Source organism: Frankia sp. QA3, from assembly GCF_000262465.1.
GTDB lineage: Bacteria > Actinomycetota > Actinomycetes > Frankiales > Frankiaceae > Frankia.
Genome location: NZ_CM001489.1, coordinates 1,465,125 through 1,481,724 on the forward strand (window position 1 = coordinate 1,465,125; position 16,600 = coordinate 1,481,724).

General features: G+C 71.1%; 18 protein-coding genes. 13 read left to right on the top strand and 5 right to left on the bottom strand.

Features of this window, described 5'->3' with window-relative positions:
* Positions 1–131: 131 nt before the first annotated feature.
* A complete protein-coding gene (locus FRAQA3DRAFT_RS05815) occupies positions 132–653 on the bottom strand; it encodes a DUF6328 family protein (protein WP_035922323.1) in 522 nt (173 codons plus the stop codon).
* A 512-nt stretch (positions 654–1,165) separates the two neighbouring features.
* On the opposite strand from FRAQA3DRAFT_RS05815, the gene FRAQA3DRAFT_RS05820 reads away from it, so the two are divergent.
* Positions 1,166–3,385 (top strand): NADP-dependent isocitrate dehydrogenase, encoded by a 2,220-nt coding sequence (locus FRAQA3DRAFT_RS05820; RefSeq protein WP_009738137.1) that lies wholly within the window; start codon positions 1,166–1,168, stop codon positions 3,383–3,385.
* 122 nt (positions 3,386–3,507) lie between these two features.
* Positions 3,508–4,347, top strand: a complete 840-nt coding sequence (locus tag FRAQA3DRAFT_RS05825; protein WP_009738138.1) for a mycofactocin-coupled SDR family oxidoreductase — start codon at positions 3,508–3,510, stop codon at positions 4,345–4,347.
* 102 nt (positions 4,348–4,449) lie between these two features.
* Here the strand turns inward: FRAQA3DRAFT_RS05825 and FRAQA3DRAFT_RS05830 are convergent, their stop codons facing one another.
* The gene (locus FRAQA3DRAFT_RS05830; protein ID WP_009738139.1) at positions 4,450–5,361 is read right to left on the bottom strand and encodes an LLM class F420-dependent oxidoreductase; all 912 of its coding nucleotides are present in this window, start codon (positions 5,359–5,361) and stop codon (positions 4,450–4,452) included.
* A 247-nt stretch (positions 5,362–5,608) separates the two neighbouring features.
* Here FRAQA3DRAFT_RS05830 and FRAQA3DRAFT_RS05835 point away from each other — a divergent pair, with 247 nt between their 5' ends.
* The 3 genes from FRAQA3DRAFT_RS05835 (at position 5,609) to FRAQA3DRAFT_RS05845 (ending at position 9,750) form a co-directional block, all read left to right on the top strand.
* A complete protein-coding gene (locus FRAQA3DRAFT_RS05835; RefSeq protein WP_009738140.1) occupies positions 5,609–7,738 on the top strand; it encodes a WD40 repeat domain-containing serine/threonine protein kinase in 2,130 nt (709 codons plus the stop codon).
* 285 nt (positions 7,739–8,023) lie between these two features.
* Positions 8,024–8,449 (top strand): hypothetical protein, encoded by a 426-nt coding sequence (locus tag FRAQA3DRAFT_RS05840; RefSeq protein WP_232291935.1) that lies wholly within the window; start codon positions 8,024–8,026, stop codon positions 8,447–8,449.
* Between the two features lie 89 nt (positions 8,450–8,538).
* On the top strand, positions 8,539–9,750 hold the full coding sequence (locus FRAQA3DRAFT_RS05845) for a cytochrome P450 (RefSeq protein ID WP_009738141.1): 1,212 nt from the start codon (positions 8,539–8,541) through the stop codon (positions 9,748–9,750).
* Positions 9,751–9,832: 82 nt separating this feature from the next.
* Here the strand turns inward: FRAQA3DRAFT_RS05845 and FRAQA3DRAFT_RS05850 are convergent, their stop codons facing one another.
* Entirely contained in the window at positions 9,833–10,042 is a 210-nt protein-coding gene (locus FRAQA3DRAFT_RS05850) for a hypothetical protein (RefSeq protein ID WP_035920620.1), read from the bottom strand.
* A gap of 756 nt (positions 10,043–10,798) precedes the next feature.
* On the opposite strand from FRAQA3DRAFT_RS05850, the gene FRAQA3DRAFT_RS36755 reads away from it, so the two are divergent.
* Positions 10,799–11,302 carry a hypothetical protein gene (locus FRAQA3DRAFT_RS36755; protein WP_051054172.1) on the top strand — a complete coding sequence of 168 codons (504 nt, stop codon included), beginning with the start codon at positions 10,799–10,801 and terminating at the stop codon, positions 11,300–11,302.
* A 97-nt stretch (positions 11,303–11,399) separates the two neighbouring features.
* On the opposite strand, the gene FRAQA3DRAFT_RS05860 is transcribed toward FRAQA3DRAFT_RS36755, so the two are convergent.
* Both FRAQA3DRAFT_RS05860 and FRAQA3DRAFT_RS05865 read right to left on the bottom strand, forming a co-directional pair.
* The gene (locus FRAQA3DRAFT_RS05860) at positions 11,400–11,732 is read right to left on the bottom strand and encodes a helix-turn-helix transcriptional regulator (protein ID WP_009738142.1); all 333 of its coding nucleotides are present in this window, start codon (positions 11,730–11,732) and stop codon (positions 11,400–11,402) included.
* Positions 11,729–12,100 carry a type II toxin-antitoxin system RelE/ParE family toxin gene (locus FRAQA3DRAFT_RS05865; protein ID WP_009738143.1) on the bottom strand — a complete coding sequence of 124 codons (372 nt, stop codon included), beginning with the start codon at positions 12,098–12,100 and terminating at the stop codon, positions 11,729–11,731. The genes FRAQA3DRAFT_RS05860 and FRAQA3DRAFT_RS05865 overlap by 4 nt, the downstream gene beginning before the upstream one ends.
* A 228-nt stretch (positions 12,101–12,328) precedes the next feature.
* Here FRAQA3DRAFT_RS05865 and FRAQA3DRAFT_RS34615 point away from each other — a divergent pair, with 228 nt between their 5' ends.
* The 7 genes from FRAQA3DRAFT_RS34615 to FRAQA3DRAFT_RS05895 all read left to right on the top strand — a co-directional run bounded on the left by FRAQA3DRAFT_RS34615 (position 12,329) and on the right by FRAQA3DRAFT_RS05895 (position 16,510).
* Positions 12,329–12,472: a hypothetical protein gene (locus tag FRAQA3DRAFT_RS34615; protein ID WP_157467144.1), complete on the top strand. Its 144-nt coding sequence runs from the start codon at positions 12,329–12,331 to the stop codon at positions 12,470–12,472.
* A gap of 33 nt (positions 12,473–12,505) precedes the next feature.
* Positions 12,506–12,667, top strand: a complete 162-nt coding sequence (locus tag FRAQA3DRAFT_RS34620) for a hypothetical protein (RefSeq protein ID WP_157467147.1) — start codon at positions 12,506–12,508, stop codon at positions 12,665–12,667.
* Positions 12,668–13,225: 558 nt separating this feature from the next.
* Complete coding sequence (locus FRAQA3DRAFT_RS05875; RefSeq protein ID WP_009738145.1) at positions 13,226–13,486, top strand: hypothetical protein; 261 nt, start codon at positions 13,226–13,228, stop codon at positions 13,484–13,486.
* Entirely contained in the window at positions 13,483–13,863 is a 381-nt protein-coding gene (locus FRAQA3DRAFT_RS05880) for a hypothetical protein (protein ID WP_009738146.1), read from the top strand. The genes FRAQA3DRAFT_RS05875 and FRAQA3DRAFT_RS05880 overlap by 4 nt, the downstream gene beginning before the upstream one ends.
* A 427-nt stretch (positions 13,864–14,290) precedes the next feature.
* Entirely contained in the window at positions 14,291–14,974 is a 684-nt protein-coding gene (locus FRAQA3DRAFT_RS05885; protein ID WP_009738147.1) for a HEAT repeat domain-containing protein, read from the top strand.
* 28 nt (positions 14,975–15,002) lie between these two features.
* A complete protein-coding gene (locus tag FRAQA3DRAFT_RS05890; RefSeq protein ID WP_009738148.1) occupies positions 15,003–15,353 on the top strand; it encodes a hypothetical protein in 351 nt (116 codons plus the stop codon).
* Positions 15,350–16,510 carry a hypothetical protein gene (locus FRAQA3DRAFT_RS05895; RefSeq protein WP_009738149.1) on the top strand — a complete coding sequence of 387 codons (1,161 nt, stop codon included), beginning with the start codon at positions 15,350–15,352 and terminating at the stop codon, positions 16,508–16,510. The genes FRAQA3DRAFT_RS05890 and FRAQA3DRAFT_RS05895 overlap by 4 nt, the downstream gene beginning before the upstream one ends.
* Positions 16,511–16,600: the final 90 nt, after the last annotated feature.

The window sequence follows — 16,600 nt, forward strand, 5'->3', positions numbered from 1 at the left end:
CCGCCGTGGCCGCCCCCGCCGCGCGCGAGCACGACGGGCGCAGCCGCACAGGCGGAGTCCTGGCAGGCCACCACGCCCCCGGTGAGGAGCGTGACGGCGAGGGCGAGGATCAGCAGCCCCCTAGGCATCGGTCAGTCCTCCGTGAGCGCCGAGCGGGTGATCAGCGCCGGGATCGCCGCCCACAGCACCGCGAGGGCGACCAGGGTCGCGCTCGCGGCGACCGCGGCGGTGGTCCTGCCCTTGGTGACGTCGAAGATCAGCAGGACCACTCCGGAGATCGCCAGGGCCAGGATGGCGAGCCCGACCTGGGCGAGCCGGTTGGCGACCTGGACCAGCGTCTCCTTCTCCTGCTTGCGGAACAGGGCGCGGTGCAGGCTCACCGGCATGATCAGCAGCCCGGTGGCCAGGATCGAGAGCAGCACGACGGCGAGGTAGAGCCACTCCTGCCCGGTCGTGAGCGAGGCGAAGCGGTTCTGGAACGGCAGCGCCAGCAGGAAGGCGGTCAGCAGCTGCACGCCCGTCTGGGCCACCCGCAGCTCCTGCAGGATGTCCGTCCAGTTGCGGTTGCGCCGCTCCTGCGCGGACTCCACGTCCTCCTGATCTGCGCGCCGGGCCTGGCCGGCGAAGTCGGGCATGTCGGTGCTGGCGGTCATGCCGGACGATCTACCCCGTTGGCGCCGCCCCCACACGAACCGGCCGGTCGGGCGGATGATCTGCATCGCAGCGGCCGTCCGTCACCCGCAAGGTGTGCTTTCTCACTCGGGGTTGCCGGGCTGGACCCGTAGCCGGGCCGCCGTGCTCTCTACGTGGCCCGTGACGGGAGCCCGCGGGAGATCGCCGCCCGGCCGGATCGCCCCAAAGCACGCCTCGGACTCCAAGGTGCCGCAGAGCCGGCCGTCTAGGAGGACACCCGAGCGAACCGGGTGCCGTAGAATCCCGGCGGCGACTCGCCGACCCTCTCGGTGTCGATTCCGCGTTCGAATTCGATCGACGCGCTCCACCTGCGCGCCGGCCGTGGCGTGCCCGGCCACGGCCCTGATCGTGGCTCCTGCGGCGCCGGCTCGTCGACGAGCACCCGCCCACACCCATCGCTGCGATCAAGGTAGCGGGGCCCGGCGCGGCATATGTTGATACCCAGACGGAGTAGACGTGAAGCGGAGTGTCGGTGACTGATTCGACGATCATCTATACCCACACGGACGAGGCCCCGGCCCTGGCCACGTACTCGTTCCTGCCGGTGGTGCAGGCGTACGCGGCGACGGCCGGCGTCCCGGTCGAGAGCCGCGACATCTCCCTCGCGGGGCGGATCATCGCCAGCTTCCCCGAGCATCTCGAACCCGGGCAGCGCATCGACGACGCGCTCGCCGAGCTCGGTGAGCTGGCGAAGACCCCCGGGGCGAACATCATCAAGCTGCCGAACATCTCGGCGTCGATCCCGCAGCTCAAGGCGGCGATCGCCGAGCTGCAGCAGCAGGGCTACGCGCTGCCGGACTACCCCGACGACCCGCGTACCGACGCCGAGCGCGACATCCGCGCCCGCTACGACAAGATCAAGGGCAGCGCCGTCAACCCGGTGCTGCGCGAGGGCAACTCCGACCGGCGCGCCCCCGCCTCGGTGAAGGCCTACGCCCGCGCGCACCCGCACCGGATGGGCGCGTGGAGCTCCGAGTCGAAGACGAACGTCGCCACCATGGGCGCCGACGACTTCCGCTCCACCGAGAAGTCCGTGATCATCCCCGCGGACGACACCCTGCGCATCGAGCTGGCCGGCGACGACGGCAGCACCACCGTCCTGCTGCCGGCCCTGCCGGTGCTCGCCGGTGAGGTCGTCGACGCCGCCGTCCTGCGGGTGGCCGCGCTGCGCGAGTTCCTCACCGCGCAGATCGCCCGGGCCAAGGCCGAAGGCGTGCTGTTCTCCGTGCACCTCAAGGCCACGATGATGAAGGTCTCCGACCCGATCATCTTCGGCCACGTGGTCCGCGCGTTCTTCCCGAAGACGTTCGCCGCCCACGGCGAGGCGCTCGCCGCCGCCGGGCTGACCCCGAACGACGGCCTCGGCGGCATCCTCAAGGGCCTGGAGTCCCTGCCCGACGGCGCGGCGATCAAGGCGTCCTTCGAGGCCGAGCTCGCCGAGGGCCCCGCCCTGGCGATGGTGGACTCCGACCGCGGGATCACCAACCTGCACGTGCCGAGCGACGTCATCGTCGACGCGTCCATGCCCGCGATGATCCGCACCTCCGGCCACATGTGGGGCCCGGACGGCGCGGAGGCCGACACCCTCGCGGTGCTGCCGGACTCCAGCTACGCCGGCATCTACCAGGTCGTCCTCGACGACTGCCGCGCCCACGGCGCCTACGACCCGGCGACGATGGGCTCGGTGCCCAACGTCGGCCTCATGGCGCAGAAGGCCGAGGAGTACGGCAGCCACGACAAGACCTTCGAGATCGCCACCACCGGCACCGTCCGCGTGGTCAACGCCGCCGGCGAGGCCGTGCTGGAGCAGGCGGTCAGCGCCGGCGACATCTTCCGCGCCTGCCAGACCAAGGACGCCCCCATCCGGGACTGGGTGAAGCTCGCCGTCACCCGCGCCCGCGCCACCGGCGACCCCGCGGTGTTCTGGCTCGACGCCGCCCGCGCCCACGACGCCCGCCTGATCGAGAAGGTCCAGGCCTACCTGCCCGAGTACGACACGGCCGGCCTCACGATCGAGATCAAGGCCCCGGTCGACGCGATCGCGTTCTCGCTGGAGCGGATCCGCCGCGGCGAGAACACCATCTCCGTCACCGGCAACGTGCTGCGCGACTACCTGACCGACCTGTTCCCCATTCTGGAGCTCGGCACGAGCGCCAAGATGCTCTCGGTGGTTCCGCTGATGAACGGCGGCGGCCTGTTCGAGACCGGCGCCGGCGGTTCCGCGCCCAAGCACGTCCAGCAGCTCGTCAAGGAGAACTACCTGCGCTGGGACAGCCTCGGTGAGTTCCTCGCGCTCGCGGTGAGCTTCGAGCAGTTCGCCCTGTCCACCGGCAACACGCGGGCGAAGGTCCTCGCCGACACCCTCGACCGGGCGACCGCGACGTTCCTCAACGAGGACAAGTCCCCGGCGCGGCGCGTCGGCGGCATCGACAACCGCGGCAGCCACTTCTACCTGTCGCTGTACTGGGCCCAGGAGCTGGCCGCCCAGACCGACGACGCCGCCCTGGCCGAGGCCTTCGCCCCCCTGGCGAAGACCCTCACCGACCAGGAGCAGACCATCGCCGAGGAGTTGCTCGCCGTGCAGGGCAACCCCGCCGACATCGGCGGCTACTACCAGCCCGACCCGGTGAAGGCCACCGAGATCATGCGCCCCTCGAAGAGCTTCAACGAGGCCCTCGCGCTGCTCGGCTGACCCTGGGTCACCCCCGGCCGCAGCCGTCCCGGACGGCACACGTCCCCCACCCGCCTCGCAGCACGGCGGGCGGGGGACGTGGTATTTCTGACGGATTAGTCACGTCGGGAGGAAGTGCGGCGATGGGTCGGGTTGAGGGCAAGGTCGCGCTCGTCACGGGGGCGGCCCGCGGGCAGGGACGATCCCATGCGGTGCGGCTCGCGCAGGAGGGCGCCGATCTGATCCTGCTCGACGTCCTCGAGGACCTGCCGACGATCGACTACGGCCTGGGGACCAGAGCCGATCTTGCCGAGACGGTGGCGGCGGTCGAGGCCGCGGGCCGGCGGGTGGTGTGGGACCAGGCCGACGTCCGGGACGGCGACGCCGTCGGTGACCTGGTGGCGCGCGGGGTCGCGGAGCTCGGCGGGCTGGACATCGTGTCGGCCAACGCGGGGATCTCCCCCCGGCTGGCGAAGCTCTGGGAGATCACGGCGCAGGAGTGGGACGACCAGATCGCCGTCAACCTGACCGGCGTGTTCAACACGATCCGCGCGGTCGTCCCGCCGATGATCGCGGCCGGCCGCGGCGGGGCCATCGTGCTCACGAGTTCGGGAGCGGGCCTGGCCGGGATCCCGCATCTCGGCGCCTACAACGCGAGCAAGCACGGCGTCGTCGGCCTGGCCCTGACCCTCGCCAACGAGCTGGCTCGCCACGACATCCGCGTGAACGCCCTGTGCCCCGGGACCGTGGGCACGCCGATGGTGACCGAGAACCGGTCCCAGCACCGCTTCTTCCGGCCCGACCTCGAGGCTCCGGGCCTGGCGGAGACCAAGGCGGCGCTGGCGAAGGTCTCGCCGCTCGGTCGACCCTGGATCGAACCGATCGACGTGACCAACGCGTTGCTGTGGCTGGTCAGCGACGAGGGCCGCTACGTCACCGGCGTGGCCCTCCCCATCGACCAGGGCACGCACAACCGCACCTAGATCGCGCACCTCCTTGTGAGGCGCGCAGCTGCGTTGGTGCTGCGCGGTGCGGCTCGTTCCGTCCGGCGTTCGGGGCGGGGCCGGACGGAACGAGGGCTCGCCTCAGAGGTAGGTGGCGCCGAAGGCCTCGATGAACTCGAGCGACTCCTTCGGTGACCCGCCCGGCGCCGAGATGATCAGGTTGGTGACGCCGGCGTCGGCGAGGGTCTGGAACGCCTCGCGGTGACGGTCGGCCTCCTGGTCGGGGCGGTTGATGGTGGCGTCGAGGTAGGCCGGGGCGATGTCGAGCTGCGAGGCGCGCTCGCCGGCCAGGTCCCGCAGTTCGCGGATCTTCGCGGCCATGGCCTCGGTGGTCGCGAGCTGAGCGGTCCTGGTGGTGGTGAACAGCTCCGCCGGCCCCCCGAGTGGCATCCAGCCCTGGACCTTCTGCGCGACCCGGCGCAGGGTCAGCTTGGAGTTGCCACCGATCCAGATCGGGATCGGGTCCTGCACCGGCCGAGGCCGGGCGATCACGTCCCGCGCCGAGAAGTGCTTGCCCTGGTAGCTGAACGGCTCGCCCTTCCAGTGCAGCGGCAGCACCTCGAGGGCCTCGTCGAACAGCTCGTTGCGCTCGTCGAAGTCGACGCCGAGGGCGAAGAACTCGGCCTTCTGGTAGCCGGTACCGACACCGAGCGTGAGCCGGCCGTGGGAGATCTTGTCCAGGGTCGCGGCGGACTTCGCCAGCAGGAACGGGTTGCGGTAGGGCACCACGGCCAGATAGGTCAGCAACCGCAGCCGGGTGGTGACCGCGGCCGCGGCGCTGAGCGCGACGAACGGGTCGAGCGACTGGTGGCCACCCGACGCAAGCCAGCGGGCGCCGGGGATCGGATGCTCGGTGAAGGCGAAACCGTGGAAGCCGGCGGCCTCGGCGGCGATGGCGAGCTCGCCCACGTCGCCGGCGTCCAGCAGGTCACCCTCGGTGCCGTTGGTCTCGGGATACTGGTACACGAACCGCAACGCGCTCTCCTCGTCCATTCGACTCGTCGACTCGACGTGTCCCGCACCACAGCCTGCTCTTTCTTGACGCTTGTGCCAAGTGATGCGCCGACCAGCTCGTTGTCACGGCCCGTCCTGGCGCCGAGTGGTCCGCTCCTGTCCGCGAAGGGGGACGCCGAGCCACTGTCGTGGATGTGGAGCAAGGCCATAGGATCACGCATCGTGCCGGGTGAGATGGGTGGATCTGGGGTGGTTTCGGAAAGGTCCACGCGGAGCGGGTCCCGGCGTGATCGTTGATCGGAAGCGGGTCGGCACGGCCCTGCCGGGGTATGAGCTGGGCGATCAGCTCGGGGCGGGTGGCTTCGGGATCGTGCTGGCCGGGTGGCATCGTCGCCTGCAGCGCGACGTCGCGATCAAGGTGCTCACCGCCGGTGGCTACGACCGGGCGGCGGCCGACTTCGCCGCCGAGGCGCGGATCCTCGCCCGCCTCGACCATGCCCACATCGTCCGGGTGTACGACTACGTGGAGACCGGCGACCTGCGTCTGATCGTCATGGAAATGCTTGGCGGGGGCACGCTGACCAGCCGCCGGCCCGGGCTGAGCCAGCCGGGCGCGTGCGCCGTCGGACTGGCGGTGGCCGGGGCCCTGTCCTGCGCGCACGCCGAGGGCGTGCTGCACCGGGACATCAAGCCCGACAACGTGCTGTTCGACCTCGCCGGGATGCCGAAGGTGGCGGACTTCGGCATCGCGAAGCTGGTGCGAGGCGGGGCGGGGAACGCGAGTGCGGTGATCGGGACCCCGCTGTTCATGGCCCCCGAGCAGCGGGCGGGCGGCCGGTTGGGGGCGGCCACGGATCTGTACGCGCTCGGCATGGTGTTGTACCTGCTGCTGGGCGGGGTGACGCCGGGCGATCCGAACCAGTCCGTCGGCGGGGCGCGGGGCAAACGAGGTGCCCGCGACCTCCGGACGCCGGTCAGGGTGCCCGCGTCGGTGGCCGAGGTGGTCACGCAGGCGCTCGCCGAGAACCCGGCCGACCGTCCGCAGTCCGCGCGGGTGTTCGCGCTCGAACTCGCCCGGGCCGCCGTCAGCGCCTACGGCCCGGGATGGATCGCCCGCTCGGGTGTGCCGCTGCGGCTCGACGACGACGTCCGCGTCGCCGCCGAGCGGCCGCCGGCGGCCGTCCACGCTGCGAGACCTCCGGCCTCGACGCCGCCTGCCGCGACGCCACTGGCCTTTACGCCGGGCGGGGGTCTCTACCGCCGCCGCCATCGCGCGCGGCAGGGTCGCCATCCGGCCCTGCGGCCGCCCGCCGGACGCCGGGGTCGCCGGCGGCTCGTCGCCGTCGCGGCGGCGCTGCTGCTGGCCGTCGCCGGCTCCGTCGTCACCGTGGTCACCGTCGTCGCCGGCCACGAGGACGTGGACCGCGCCGCCGCGGAGCCGCTCGGTCCGCCGTTGACCGGCCACACCGACTGGGTGACGTCGGTGGTGTTCTCCCCGGACGGGCGGTTCCTCGCCAGCGCCGGCAAGGACGGAACGGTCCGGCTGTGGGACGTCGCCGATCCCGCCCACGCACGCGCACTCGGCCCACCCCTGCCCGGCCGCACCAGCGGTGTGGTGTCGCTGGCCTTCTCCCCGAACGGCCGCCTGCTCGCAGGCGGCAACTGGGACGCCACGATCCGGCTCTGGGACATCTCCGATCCGGCCCACCCGCATCCGCCCACGATGGTGTCGCCCGCCGATGCCAGCCCGGTGAGCTCGGTGACGTTCTTCCGGAACGGTCGCGCCCTCGTCGAGAGCGACACCGACGGCGTCGTGCAGGTGTGGAACGTGGCCGATCCGGCCCGTCCGCGGCTGGTCAGCCGGTTCCCGACGGGTCACACCGACAACAGCTGGGCGAGGCCGGTGCTCGCCCCGAACGGCACGGTCCTGGCCGGACCCGCCGGCGACAACGCGGTGGGTCTGTGGGACATGAGCGATCTGGCCCATCCCCGGATGTTCCGCCGACCCCTGAGCGGCCACCGCGGATCGGTGTACGGGATGGCGTTCGCCACGGACCTGCGGACGCTGGCCACCGGCAGCAAGGACACCACCCTGCGCCTGTGGGACATCACCGACCCGGCCGCCCCGGCGCCGCTGGGCGGGGCCCTGCCCGGTCACACCAGCACCGTGTGGTCGGTGGCGTTCTCCCCGGACGGCCGCACGCTGGCAAGCGGCAGCTTCGATCAGACGGTGCGACTGTGGGATGTGACCGACCGCTCCCGTCCCCGCCCGTTGGGACCGCCCCTGTCCGGCCACAGCGACTTCGTGCAGTCCGTCGCGTTCTCCCTGGACGGTCGTGTCCTCGCCAGCGGGGGCCGGGACCACACGATCCGGCTGTGGACCGTCCCCGCCCGATCGCGGGGGGCAGGACGCTGACGCCCCCGGCACGTGCCTCGCCGGACTCCTCGCGCTCGTGAAGTCCGCGGTGGCCGGCACCTCCTCGAACGGCAGCTGCAGCAACCACCGTCGACGTTCTGCCGGAAGAGCGAAACGCCAGCAGAAACGCGATGACGAAAGCCGCGGCGGGCATCCACCGCCAGGCCACCCGTAGGCCGAGGAGCAAGCCGCCGACGGCGAGCACCAGATAGGCGGCGAGGTGCAGATGTTTGCGTTCACGGGGGCTGACTGCTCCTGCGCGTCGTCCAGGATCACGCCGCGGCCGTGCGGCTGGAACTGCTGCGCCGATTCCGCGACGAGACCACCCCGAGCATCGTTGCTCCGCCCCGCCGCACCGTGGCCGATGTTCTGGACGGCGCGGCGCGCAGGCGCGCTGAACGGCAGAGCCGACAGGCTGCGAAACGGGCCGAGGAGGAAGCCCGCCGCGCAAGCGCCCGGGCCCTCGCCGACGAGCGGCGGCTGGCCGAACTGGCCCACGACGAACAAGCCGCCTGGGCCCGCGTCGACGCGCTGATCGGCACACGCAAACCCGCCGATTACGACGCCGCCGTCGCCCTCCTCACCGACCTGCGGGCCCTGGCCGAACGCAACGCCCACCCGCACGAGTTCACCCAGCGCCTGGCAACCCTCCGGCAGACCCACGCACGCAAACCCGGCCTGCTGGACCGCCTGGACCGCGCGAACCTGTGACCGCGCATGGCTGTCCCTGGGGATGGCGTGGCTGCGCGGAACCTCGCCGCGCGGGTGTGGGGCGCGGGCCCGACGGGGACGAACAGGGGGTGTCCACCACCGACGTGCGAGCGCACACGCTGCCGGACCTGCTGGCCTGGCTGGAGCGGGCGCGTCGGCGCGGCCAGGTCCACCACGACGACACACAGCAGTGCTGGCAGGTGCTCGGGCACCCGGAGGGCAGCAGGGTGCTGGCGGACCCCGGGACCTTCTCGTCCGACCTCGGCGATCTGATGCCGCGCCAGGAGGACGTGGAGCTGTTCCAGCGGGGGAACTTCGTGCGGATGGACCCGCCACGGCACCGCCGGCTGCGCGGCCTGGTCAGCCAGGCGTTCACGCCGAGGACGGTGGCCGGGCTCGCCCCGCGGATCGCCGAGGTGACCCGCGGGCTGCTCGACGCGGGTGGCGGCGACCGCGGCGAGCGTCTTGATCTGATCGATGACCTGGCGTATCCGTTGCCGGTCATGGTGATCGCCGAGCTGCTCGGCCTGCCGACGTCCGACCGGCCGGTGTTCCGGCGCTGGGCCGACGCCCTGTTCGACCGGGGGAACGTCGAACCGGACACCTCGCTGCCCCGGCTCAGCGCGCAGGCGGTGCGCAGGTCCGCGCCGACGATGCGCGAGATGAACGGCTACCTCCTCGACCGTCTCCGGGCCTCCCGGGCCAGGCCCGGAGACGACCTGACCAGCAGGCTCGTGCAGGCGGAGGTCGACGGGCACCGCCTCGACGACACCGAGATCGTCGGCTTCGTCGGGCTGCTGCTGCTCGCCGGGCATGTCACCACCACCGCGACGCTGGGCAACACGGTCCTGTGCTTCGACGAGCATCCGGACGCCGCGTCGCAGGTGCGAGCGGACCCGACGTTGCTGCCCGCGGCGATCGAGGAGGTGCTGCGGGTACGTACCCCCTTCCCGCGGCTGGCCAGGAGGGCGACCACCGACGCCGAGGTGGGCGGGGCGGTGATACCTGCCGGGGATCTCGTCGTCACCTGGCTGACGGCGGCCAACCGCGACGAGCGGGTGTTCGGGGATCCCGACCGCTTCGACCTCCACCGCCCGGCCAACCCCCACCTCACCTTCGGCCACGGAATCCACTTCTGCCTGGGCGCGCCGCTGGCGAGGCTGGAGGCGAGGATCGCCCTCGGCATCCTGCTGGAGCGCTACCGCGAGATCGCCGTGGCCACGGACGTACCGGTCGAGCACCGCGACCCGTGGCTGATGGTCGGCGCCACCCGGCTGCCGCTGGACGTCCGTACCCGCTGACCACAGGCCGATCGAGCGCCCGCGACCGGGACGTCGACGCGGCGCTGAACATCCAGCCTTCAGCGTCAGGGCGGAGAGGAGGTCAAGGGGCCCAGAGTCTGTCGACGGGCATGACGTGCAGGCGGTCTTCGAACGTGTACGAACGTGCTCCCAGGTAGAGCGCCACGCCGGCCACGAAGGCGTCGCCGGTGGCGTCGCGGAGCTTGCGGAGCGGGGCGAGGTCCTCGCCCGGTACCCGCCCGGCCGCCTTGACCTCGAACGCCACCACCGTCCCGTCGTCGCGTTCGACCACGTGAAGGCCCGGGTACCCCTCCGTTGATCTGCTTCCGGCCGGCACGCGATGGTGGGGATACTTGGAGTCGGCAGGTCGGGACCGGGTAGCTCGGGACCGGGCAGGTCGGGACTGGTCGGTCGGGGCGTCGGAGTGTGTGAGGTGATGGTGGCAGCCGGAACCGTGAACGACGCAAGGCCAAGCAGAAGGCCCGCGCGAGCCGCGGCCGCACTCAGGGTGCCGGGCCCGGAGCGGGGCCGTTCTACCAGGAGCGCAGCCAACGGGAGTTGCTGGCGGAGGCGGCCGACCTGCTGGTCGCGGCAGCGTTGAACGCCCTGCTCGCCCGGGATGACGAGGCGTTGGCGGAGTATGTGGAGTCGCTGGTCGCCGCGCCGGGTGGGCCGGTCGGGCGCCGGGCCGTCAATCGATGCCTGGTCGGCTGGGTCGACCGTGTCGTCGAGGCCACCTGGCAGCGTGGCTGGCAGCCGGTGGACGTGCACCGGATCGTGAACCGCCGGGCTGGCCAGCGCCAGGCGCGGCTCGCCGTCGACGCGATCGCCCTCCAGCTGCGTCAGTACGCGGCCGCCACCGTCGACGAGCGGTGGAAGGCCCGGCTTCAGGCTCTCGACGCCACCGTGTGGTGGGATCGCGACGACACGTGGCTGGACGCCTGGGGCGACCGGGAGGGTCGGGACCGGGCGGAGGTGCTCGTCGACATGCTCGATCTGCTCAGCCTGCTGCACACCCTGCCCGAGATCCAATCTCTAATCCCACGAGGTGGCCAAGGCCAGCCTGCTCGACGCGGTCGCCGGCGCGAACCGGTGCCGTTCGGTGTGGTCGAAGAACCTCGGGTTCGCGACGGTGATCGGCTTCCAGCCCGACCTCGACGCCGTGGAACTGCTCTACACGTCGCTTCTGGTCCAGGCGACCACGGCGATGATGAAGGCCGGGTCTCGTCAGGACCGCGCCGGACGATCCCGCACCCGGTCGTTCCGCCAGTCGTTCCTCGCCTCGTTCGCGGTCCGGCTCGGCCAGCGTCTGATGGCCGCGACCGAGCAGGCGAGTGAGCAGGCCGCGGCCGAGGCGGGTGACGGCCGCCTGCTGCCCGTGCTCGCCGCCCGCACGGATTCCGTCCGGGAGGCGACGGAGACGATGTTCCCGGAGATCGTCGCCCGCGCGGTGAGCGCGACCGACCGGGAGGGCTGGGCATCCGGCCGGGCCGCCGCCGACCTCGCCTCCCTGCACACCCGCGACGAGGTGGCCGTCGACTCGCGCCGATAGCGTGACCGCGCCGGCCCCACGCCCCGGCCATCCTGAGGTGCTTGCTGTCCGGCCACGTCGCCCGCGCCGGCGGCTCCTCAGAGACCGTCGCCGGTTGTCAGGCGATGTTGAGGTGGATGTTGCCGATGTGGGCGACGATGTCGAGGTGGCCGCCGAGGCCGGTGATGTAGGTGCGCAGGACGTCCAGCCCGGTGGCGGTGCCGTTCTCGATCTGACTGATCCTGGCCTGGGTCAGGCCGGTGGCCTCGGCGAGCTGCGCCTGGGTGAGGCCGAGCTGTCCGCGGATCTCGGCGAGTTGCGCGCCGCTGACGGAGGCGAGCATCCGCCCTCGCATCTCGGCGCGGCGGGCCGTACGCGCGGCGCTGTCCCATTCGGGATCGGTCGCGCGGGCGCGGGCCTTGACATCACGCCAGTTCGACGGTGTGGTCATGATCCCTCCTGTTCCTTCAGTATCGTCAGGTGTTCGCTGAATCTTTCGTCCGCGAGCGGGACTGCCGTCTGGTACCAGGCTCGCCAAGCGCCGGACTTGTCGCCGGCGACGAGGAAGACCGCTTCCCGACGCGGGTCGAAGGCGAAAATCATCCGGATTTCGGCGGTCCCGGCCGAACCCGGTCGGAGTTCTTTCATGTGGTGATAGGTGCTGCCTTTGAGTCTGTCGACGAGTGGGCGACCCAGACCAGGCCCGTTCTCGGCGAGTACGTCGATGGCTTCGGCGACCAGGTCCGCGCTGGCGGAGTCGGTGCGGCACAGATCGAGGAACCATCGCTCGACCTCGGGGTGCAGCACGATCTCCCACATGACCTGAGTATAAGCCAGGCTTATGTGGAGCTCGCGTCGTTACGGTACCGGAGACGTGACGAGCCGGTTCTCCTTCAGCGACGTCTCTACGTCGTCAAGCCAGGGCGCGACGAAGATCCTGGCCAGGATGTCCTCGACGGGCGCGCCCTCGTCCAGCCCTGGCCCGCCGGCAGCGCGAGAAGGAGTGCGCGAGTTCCTGCGGAGGATCGGCTGTTCGCGGTCAGGGGGATGCTGGCGGAGCTGGAGATCCTCGCGGTTCGACCGGTGACCGCGGAGCTCGTCGGTGTCGTCGAGGACGCTGTCGGGGTCTGGGACAGGCTGGCCTGGTATCTGCAGGATGCCCTGGGGGACCTACGAGACCGAACCGGGTGAGATCGGCGGGCTCTCGCGGCGCTGCACCTGCGGTTGTGCGACGAGCTGCGACCCGATCCGGTCGAGCTCGACCGTCGCCTCGCCGGGCTGGTCGAGTCCACCGATCTCGACTCCTGCCGGGACGCGCCGGACGGCTACGCGGACCTCCTCGGTGACGAGGGACTGGCCGCGTACGAGTCGGACCTGCACCACTGAATCGAACTCGAAGGCGGCGCCCCGCATCGTGGATCGACCTGTTCAGCCCGGACTCCGCCACCTGCCCGTTGGGCAGGAACGCCCCGGACCGGACCGATGTCGGCGGCGAGGCTCCGCAGCAGGGTCGACTTTCCCACAAACCGAGGACCCTGGAGGAGCATGACGGGCTCCTCTCCCATCCTTGCTCGCGACGATCGGTGCCAGTCGTCGCGGCACCAGCCCGTGCAGCCGCGTGCTCATAGCCGCAAGTCCAGTTGACCTGCGGATCTGGAGTGCCCTGAATCCCGGATCTGGAGGGCTCCGAATGACGGATTTGGAGGGCTTCGACCTACGGATCTGGAGGGTGCCGGGCCCGCAGTGGTGCCGTTCTACCAAGAGCGCAGCCGGCGGGAGTTCCTGGCGGAGACGGAGCGGCGTGTCTCCTCGTTGCCCTTGGCGGTCTGCGCGTTGCGGACAGCATTTGCTTCAAAGAAGATCCAGATGACTCTGAGGCGGCATACGCTCATCGAGCACTGTTCCGCTACCGACCTGACCCGCCCACCGAAAACCGGAGGAGACATGGCCATGACCGACGCCGACATCCGGGTTCCCAGCGAGGTACGTGACCGGCTCGCCCGCATCGCCTCTGCTGAGGGGATGTCCCTGCGGGCCTACCTCACCCGCCTCTCCGACTCCGCGATGACCCCGGGCGAGCGCGCCGAGCGGTCCGGGCGCACGCTGGCCATCCTGCGTGCCTGGAACGGCTACAACCCGACGGAGGCGGAGATCGCGGAGATCGACGCCAAGCTCGACCCGATGATTGACCGAGCTCGCCGGTGAACGCGCCGGCCCACATCGTGCTCGACCAGACGGCGATGGTCGCCCTCGGCGGCGGCAACGTCGCCGCATCGCGTCTCGTCGACCGGGCCGATCGTGGTGACGATGTGTATCTGTATGCTCCGACATGCGCCTTGGTCGAAGCGGACCGGACCCGTCGGGGCGTGGCCGAGCACATCGCCTCCCTGCCAGCGGTGATCGTGCTGGACCTCGACCTGCCCGCCGCCCTCGCCGTCGCCCGCGAGGGGAACTGGGCCGCCGCCCACACCCGCTACGCGGCCACCCCGACTCCGGAGCGCATCGACGGCGCCGCTGTCGCGACCGCCACCCCGGAGCGCTGGCAGGACCACACGTTCGACCTCATCAACCTCGCGCAGTGACCATGGCCGAGCCGGGTGACCGCTCGGCACCCGGCTCGGCCGACCAGCGATACCTGAAGGTCAGCCCCTCTGCAACGGGAGGGGATCAACGCGGCCGTAGGTCGTGACCTCGCGGCAGCGGCCTGGAACCGTCCGGATCCATCCTCCGAGTGCTGAACGTGGTACTGCACAAGTCAATCATCAACGCGTTGTTGTTCTCGTTTTCCGCAATCGGACGACGCCATGGACTGGTCGAGTAAGCCGCCGATGCGTCATCGACGAAGCTTGCCGTGTCCTGCGGCTACCGGCAATTCGGAGCTACCGTAGTTCGGTGGAACCGCCGCCGACGTCTGGGGGAACGGGTGTCCACCGGGCGTTCCTGGCCGAGCTTCTGCTCGTCCCGGGCATCACGCACCTAACATTGACACGGCAATAAGATCTTCGCTGGGTGCAGGAGGTGGTCCCCATCAACGCGACAGACAGGATCTCACGGGACACCCGCATGCTCGACGCGTTGAGCGCCGCAGACTCGTCGACGCGGCTTCAGGCGACCCTGGCGGTGGGCACGAACCCCGACCCCGGCCTCCTCGAGGCGCTCGTGGAACGGTGCGCGGTCGAGCCGGACTTCTTCGTGCGCGACATGCTCACCTGGGCGTTGACCCGCCTCCCGGTGGAGATCACGGTGCCCAGACTCCGCACGGAGCTGCAGTCAGAGCGGGCCCAGGCCCGAAGCCAGGCGCTGCACACGCTGTCCAAGATCGGGGATGGGAGTGCGTGGCCCTCGATCACGCGGTCGTTGCTGCACGACGCCGACGACGAGGTCGCCCGAAGCGCGTGGCGTGCCGCCGTCATCCTCGTTCCCGCCGGGGAAAAGGAGGGCCTGGCCGTGGAACTGGCCGCGCAACTCGGTCGCGGCGACCGGAAAGTGCACCTGAGTCTGAGCCGAGCACTCGTCGCGCTCGGAGACGTGGTCGAGCCGGTCCTGCAGGCGGCAAGGGCGAGTGCAGACCCGACAGTGTGCGCGCATGCCCGCGCCACGGAGCTGCTCCTCCACGACCCGGAGGCCGGTTTCGACGCGGCCATCGACGAGGCGAGAAGGATCGTCGCGCTCGGGGCGGAAGGGCCGACATAACCCGACCACGGCGAATGCGGAGGATCGGATGGCGAGCCTGACCGGGCGGTGGCGGATCGTGGAGATGGACCTGTGGGATCAGGAGGCCATCGACCTCGTCGAGCCCGGGTTCATCGAATTCACCGGGGATGGGACCGGCCAGTTCGGATTCATCGCCGTCCGAGGCTGGCTGGACTGCCGTTCCACCGAGCGCGACGGCCGGCCCCTCGTCGAGTTCAGTTGGAACGGCGACGATGATGGTGACGAGGCCAGCGGGCGCGGCTGGGTCGGGCTGGGCGAGGACGGCGCGCTCACCGGGCACCTGTTCTTCCACCTGGGAAACGACTCGGGCTTCCGCGCAACGCCGTTCACCGGAGCCGACGCGCGGGATGGGCGTTGAGCGAGTACCAGTACTACGAGTTCCTCGCGGTCGACCGGCCGCTCGACGCGCAGGCGCAGGCCGAGGTGCGCTCGCTGTCCACCCGCGCGCGGATCACCTCCACCAGCTTCGTCAACGAGTACCAGTGGGGCGACTTCCGCGGCAGTCCGGACCGGCTGGTGGAGCGCTACTACGATGCGCACCTCTATCTGGCCAACTGGGGAACACGGCGCCTCCTGCTCCGCCTGCCGCGCAGCCTGCTCGACCTGGAGGTGGCCGAGTGTTACTGCGTCGCCGACAGGGTCGCGGCCCGGACTGCCGGCCAGCACCTCGTCCTCGATCTGACGAGCGACGACGACTCCGGCGACTGGGACTACGAGCCGCAGGGATCGCTGTCCGCCATCATCGGCGTCCGGGGCGAGCTCGCCGCCGGTGACCATCGCGCGCTGTACCTGGCGTGGCTAGCCGGGTACGGCACCTGGGAACGCGACGAAGACGCCTTCGACCGTGACGAGGACGACGAACTCGAACCACCGGTACCTGCTGGGCTGCGCACGCTCACCGCGCCGCAGCGCGCGCTGGCCGACTTCCTCCGTCTTGACGACGACCTGCTCGCGGTCGCGGCCGAGGCCAGCCCGCCCCTCGACGAAACCACCGACGATCCCAAACGCCTCGCCGCCTGGGTGGCGAAACTGTCCACCGTCGAGAAGGACCGGCTGCTCTTGCGCGTCGTCCAGGATCACGCCGCGGCCGTGCGGCTGGAACTGCTGCGCCGATTCCGCGACGAAACCACCCCGAGCATCGTTGCTCCGCCCCGCCGCACCGTGGCCGATGTTCTGGACGGCGCGGCGCGCAGGCGCGCTGAACGGCAGAGCCGACAGGCTGCGAAACGGGCCGAGGAGGAAGCCCGCCGCGCAAGCGCCCGGGCCCTCGCCGACGAGCGGCGGCTGGCCGAACTGGCCCACGACGAACAAGCCGCCTGGGCCCGCGTCGACGCGCTGATCGGCACACGCAAACCCGCCGATTACGACGCCGCCGTCGCCCTCCTCACCGACCTGCGGGCCCTGGCCGAACGCAACGCCCACCCGCACGAGTTCACCCAGCGCCTGGCAACCCTCCGGCAGACCCACGCACGCAAACCCGGCCTGCTGGACCGCCTGGACCGCGCGAACCTGTGAACGCATCTCCTGGCTGCCCTGCAACGGGTGTGCGGGCGCAGCCCTCCCCGGTCCGCCGGCACGTCGGCGGCCGGGATGCAGGTGCCGCGC

Coding starts and splice junctions, on each gene's coding strand:
- FRAQA3DRAFT_RS05860 (WP_009738142.1), bottom strand. CDS start 11,732: ATGACCACACCGTCGAACTGGCGTGATGTCAAGGCCCGCGCCCGCGCG.
- FRAQA3DRAFT_RS05890 (WP_009738148.1), top strand. CDS start 15,003: ATGGCGAGCCTGACCGGGCGGTGGCGGATCGTGGAGATGGACCTGTGG.
- FRAQA3DRAFT_RS05825 (WP_009738138.1), top strand. CDS start 3,508: ATGGGTCGGGTTGAGGGCAAGGTCGCGCTCGTCACGGGGGCGGCCCGC.
- FRAQA3DRAFT_RS05875 (WP_009738145.1), top strand. CDS start 13,226: ATGGCCATGACCGACGCCGACATCCGGGTTCCCAGCGAGGTACGTGAC.
- FRAQA3DRAFT_RS05830 (WP_009738139.1), bottom strand. CDS start 5,361: ATGGACGAGGAGAGCGCGTTGCGGTTCGTGTACCAGTATCCCGAGACC.
- FRAQA3DRAFT_RS05865 (WP_009738143.1), bottom strand. CDS start 12,100: ATGTGGGAGATCGTGCTGCACCCCGAGGTCGAGCGATGGTTCCTCGAT.
- FRAQA3DRAFT_RS34615 (WP_157467144.1), top strand. CDS start 12,329: ATGCTGGCGGAGCTGGAGATCCTCGCGGTTCGACCGGTGACCGCGGAG.
- FRAQA3DRAFT_RS05815 (WP_035922323.1), bottom strand. CDS start 653: ATGACCGCCAGCACCGACATGCCCGACTTCGCCGGCCAGGCCCGGCGC.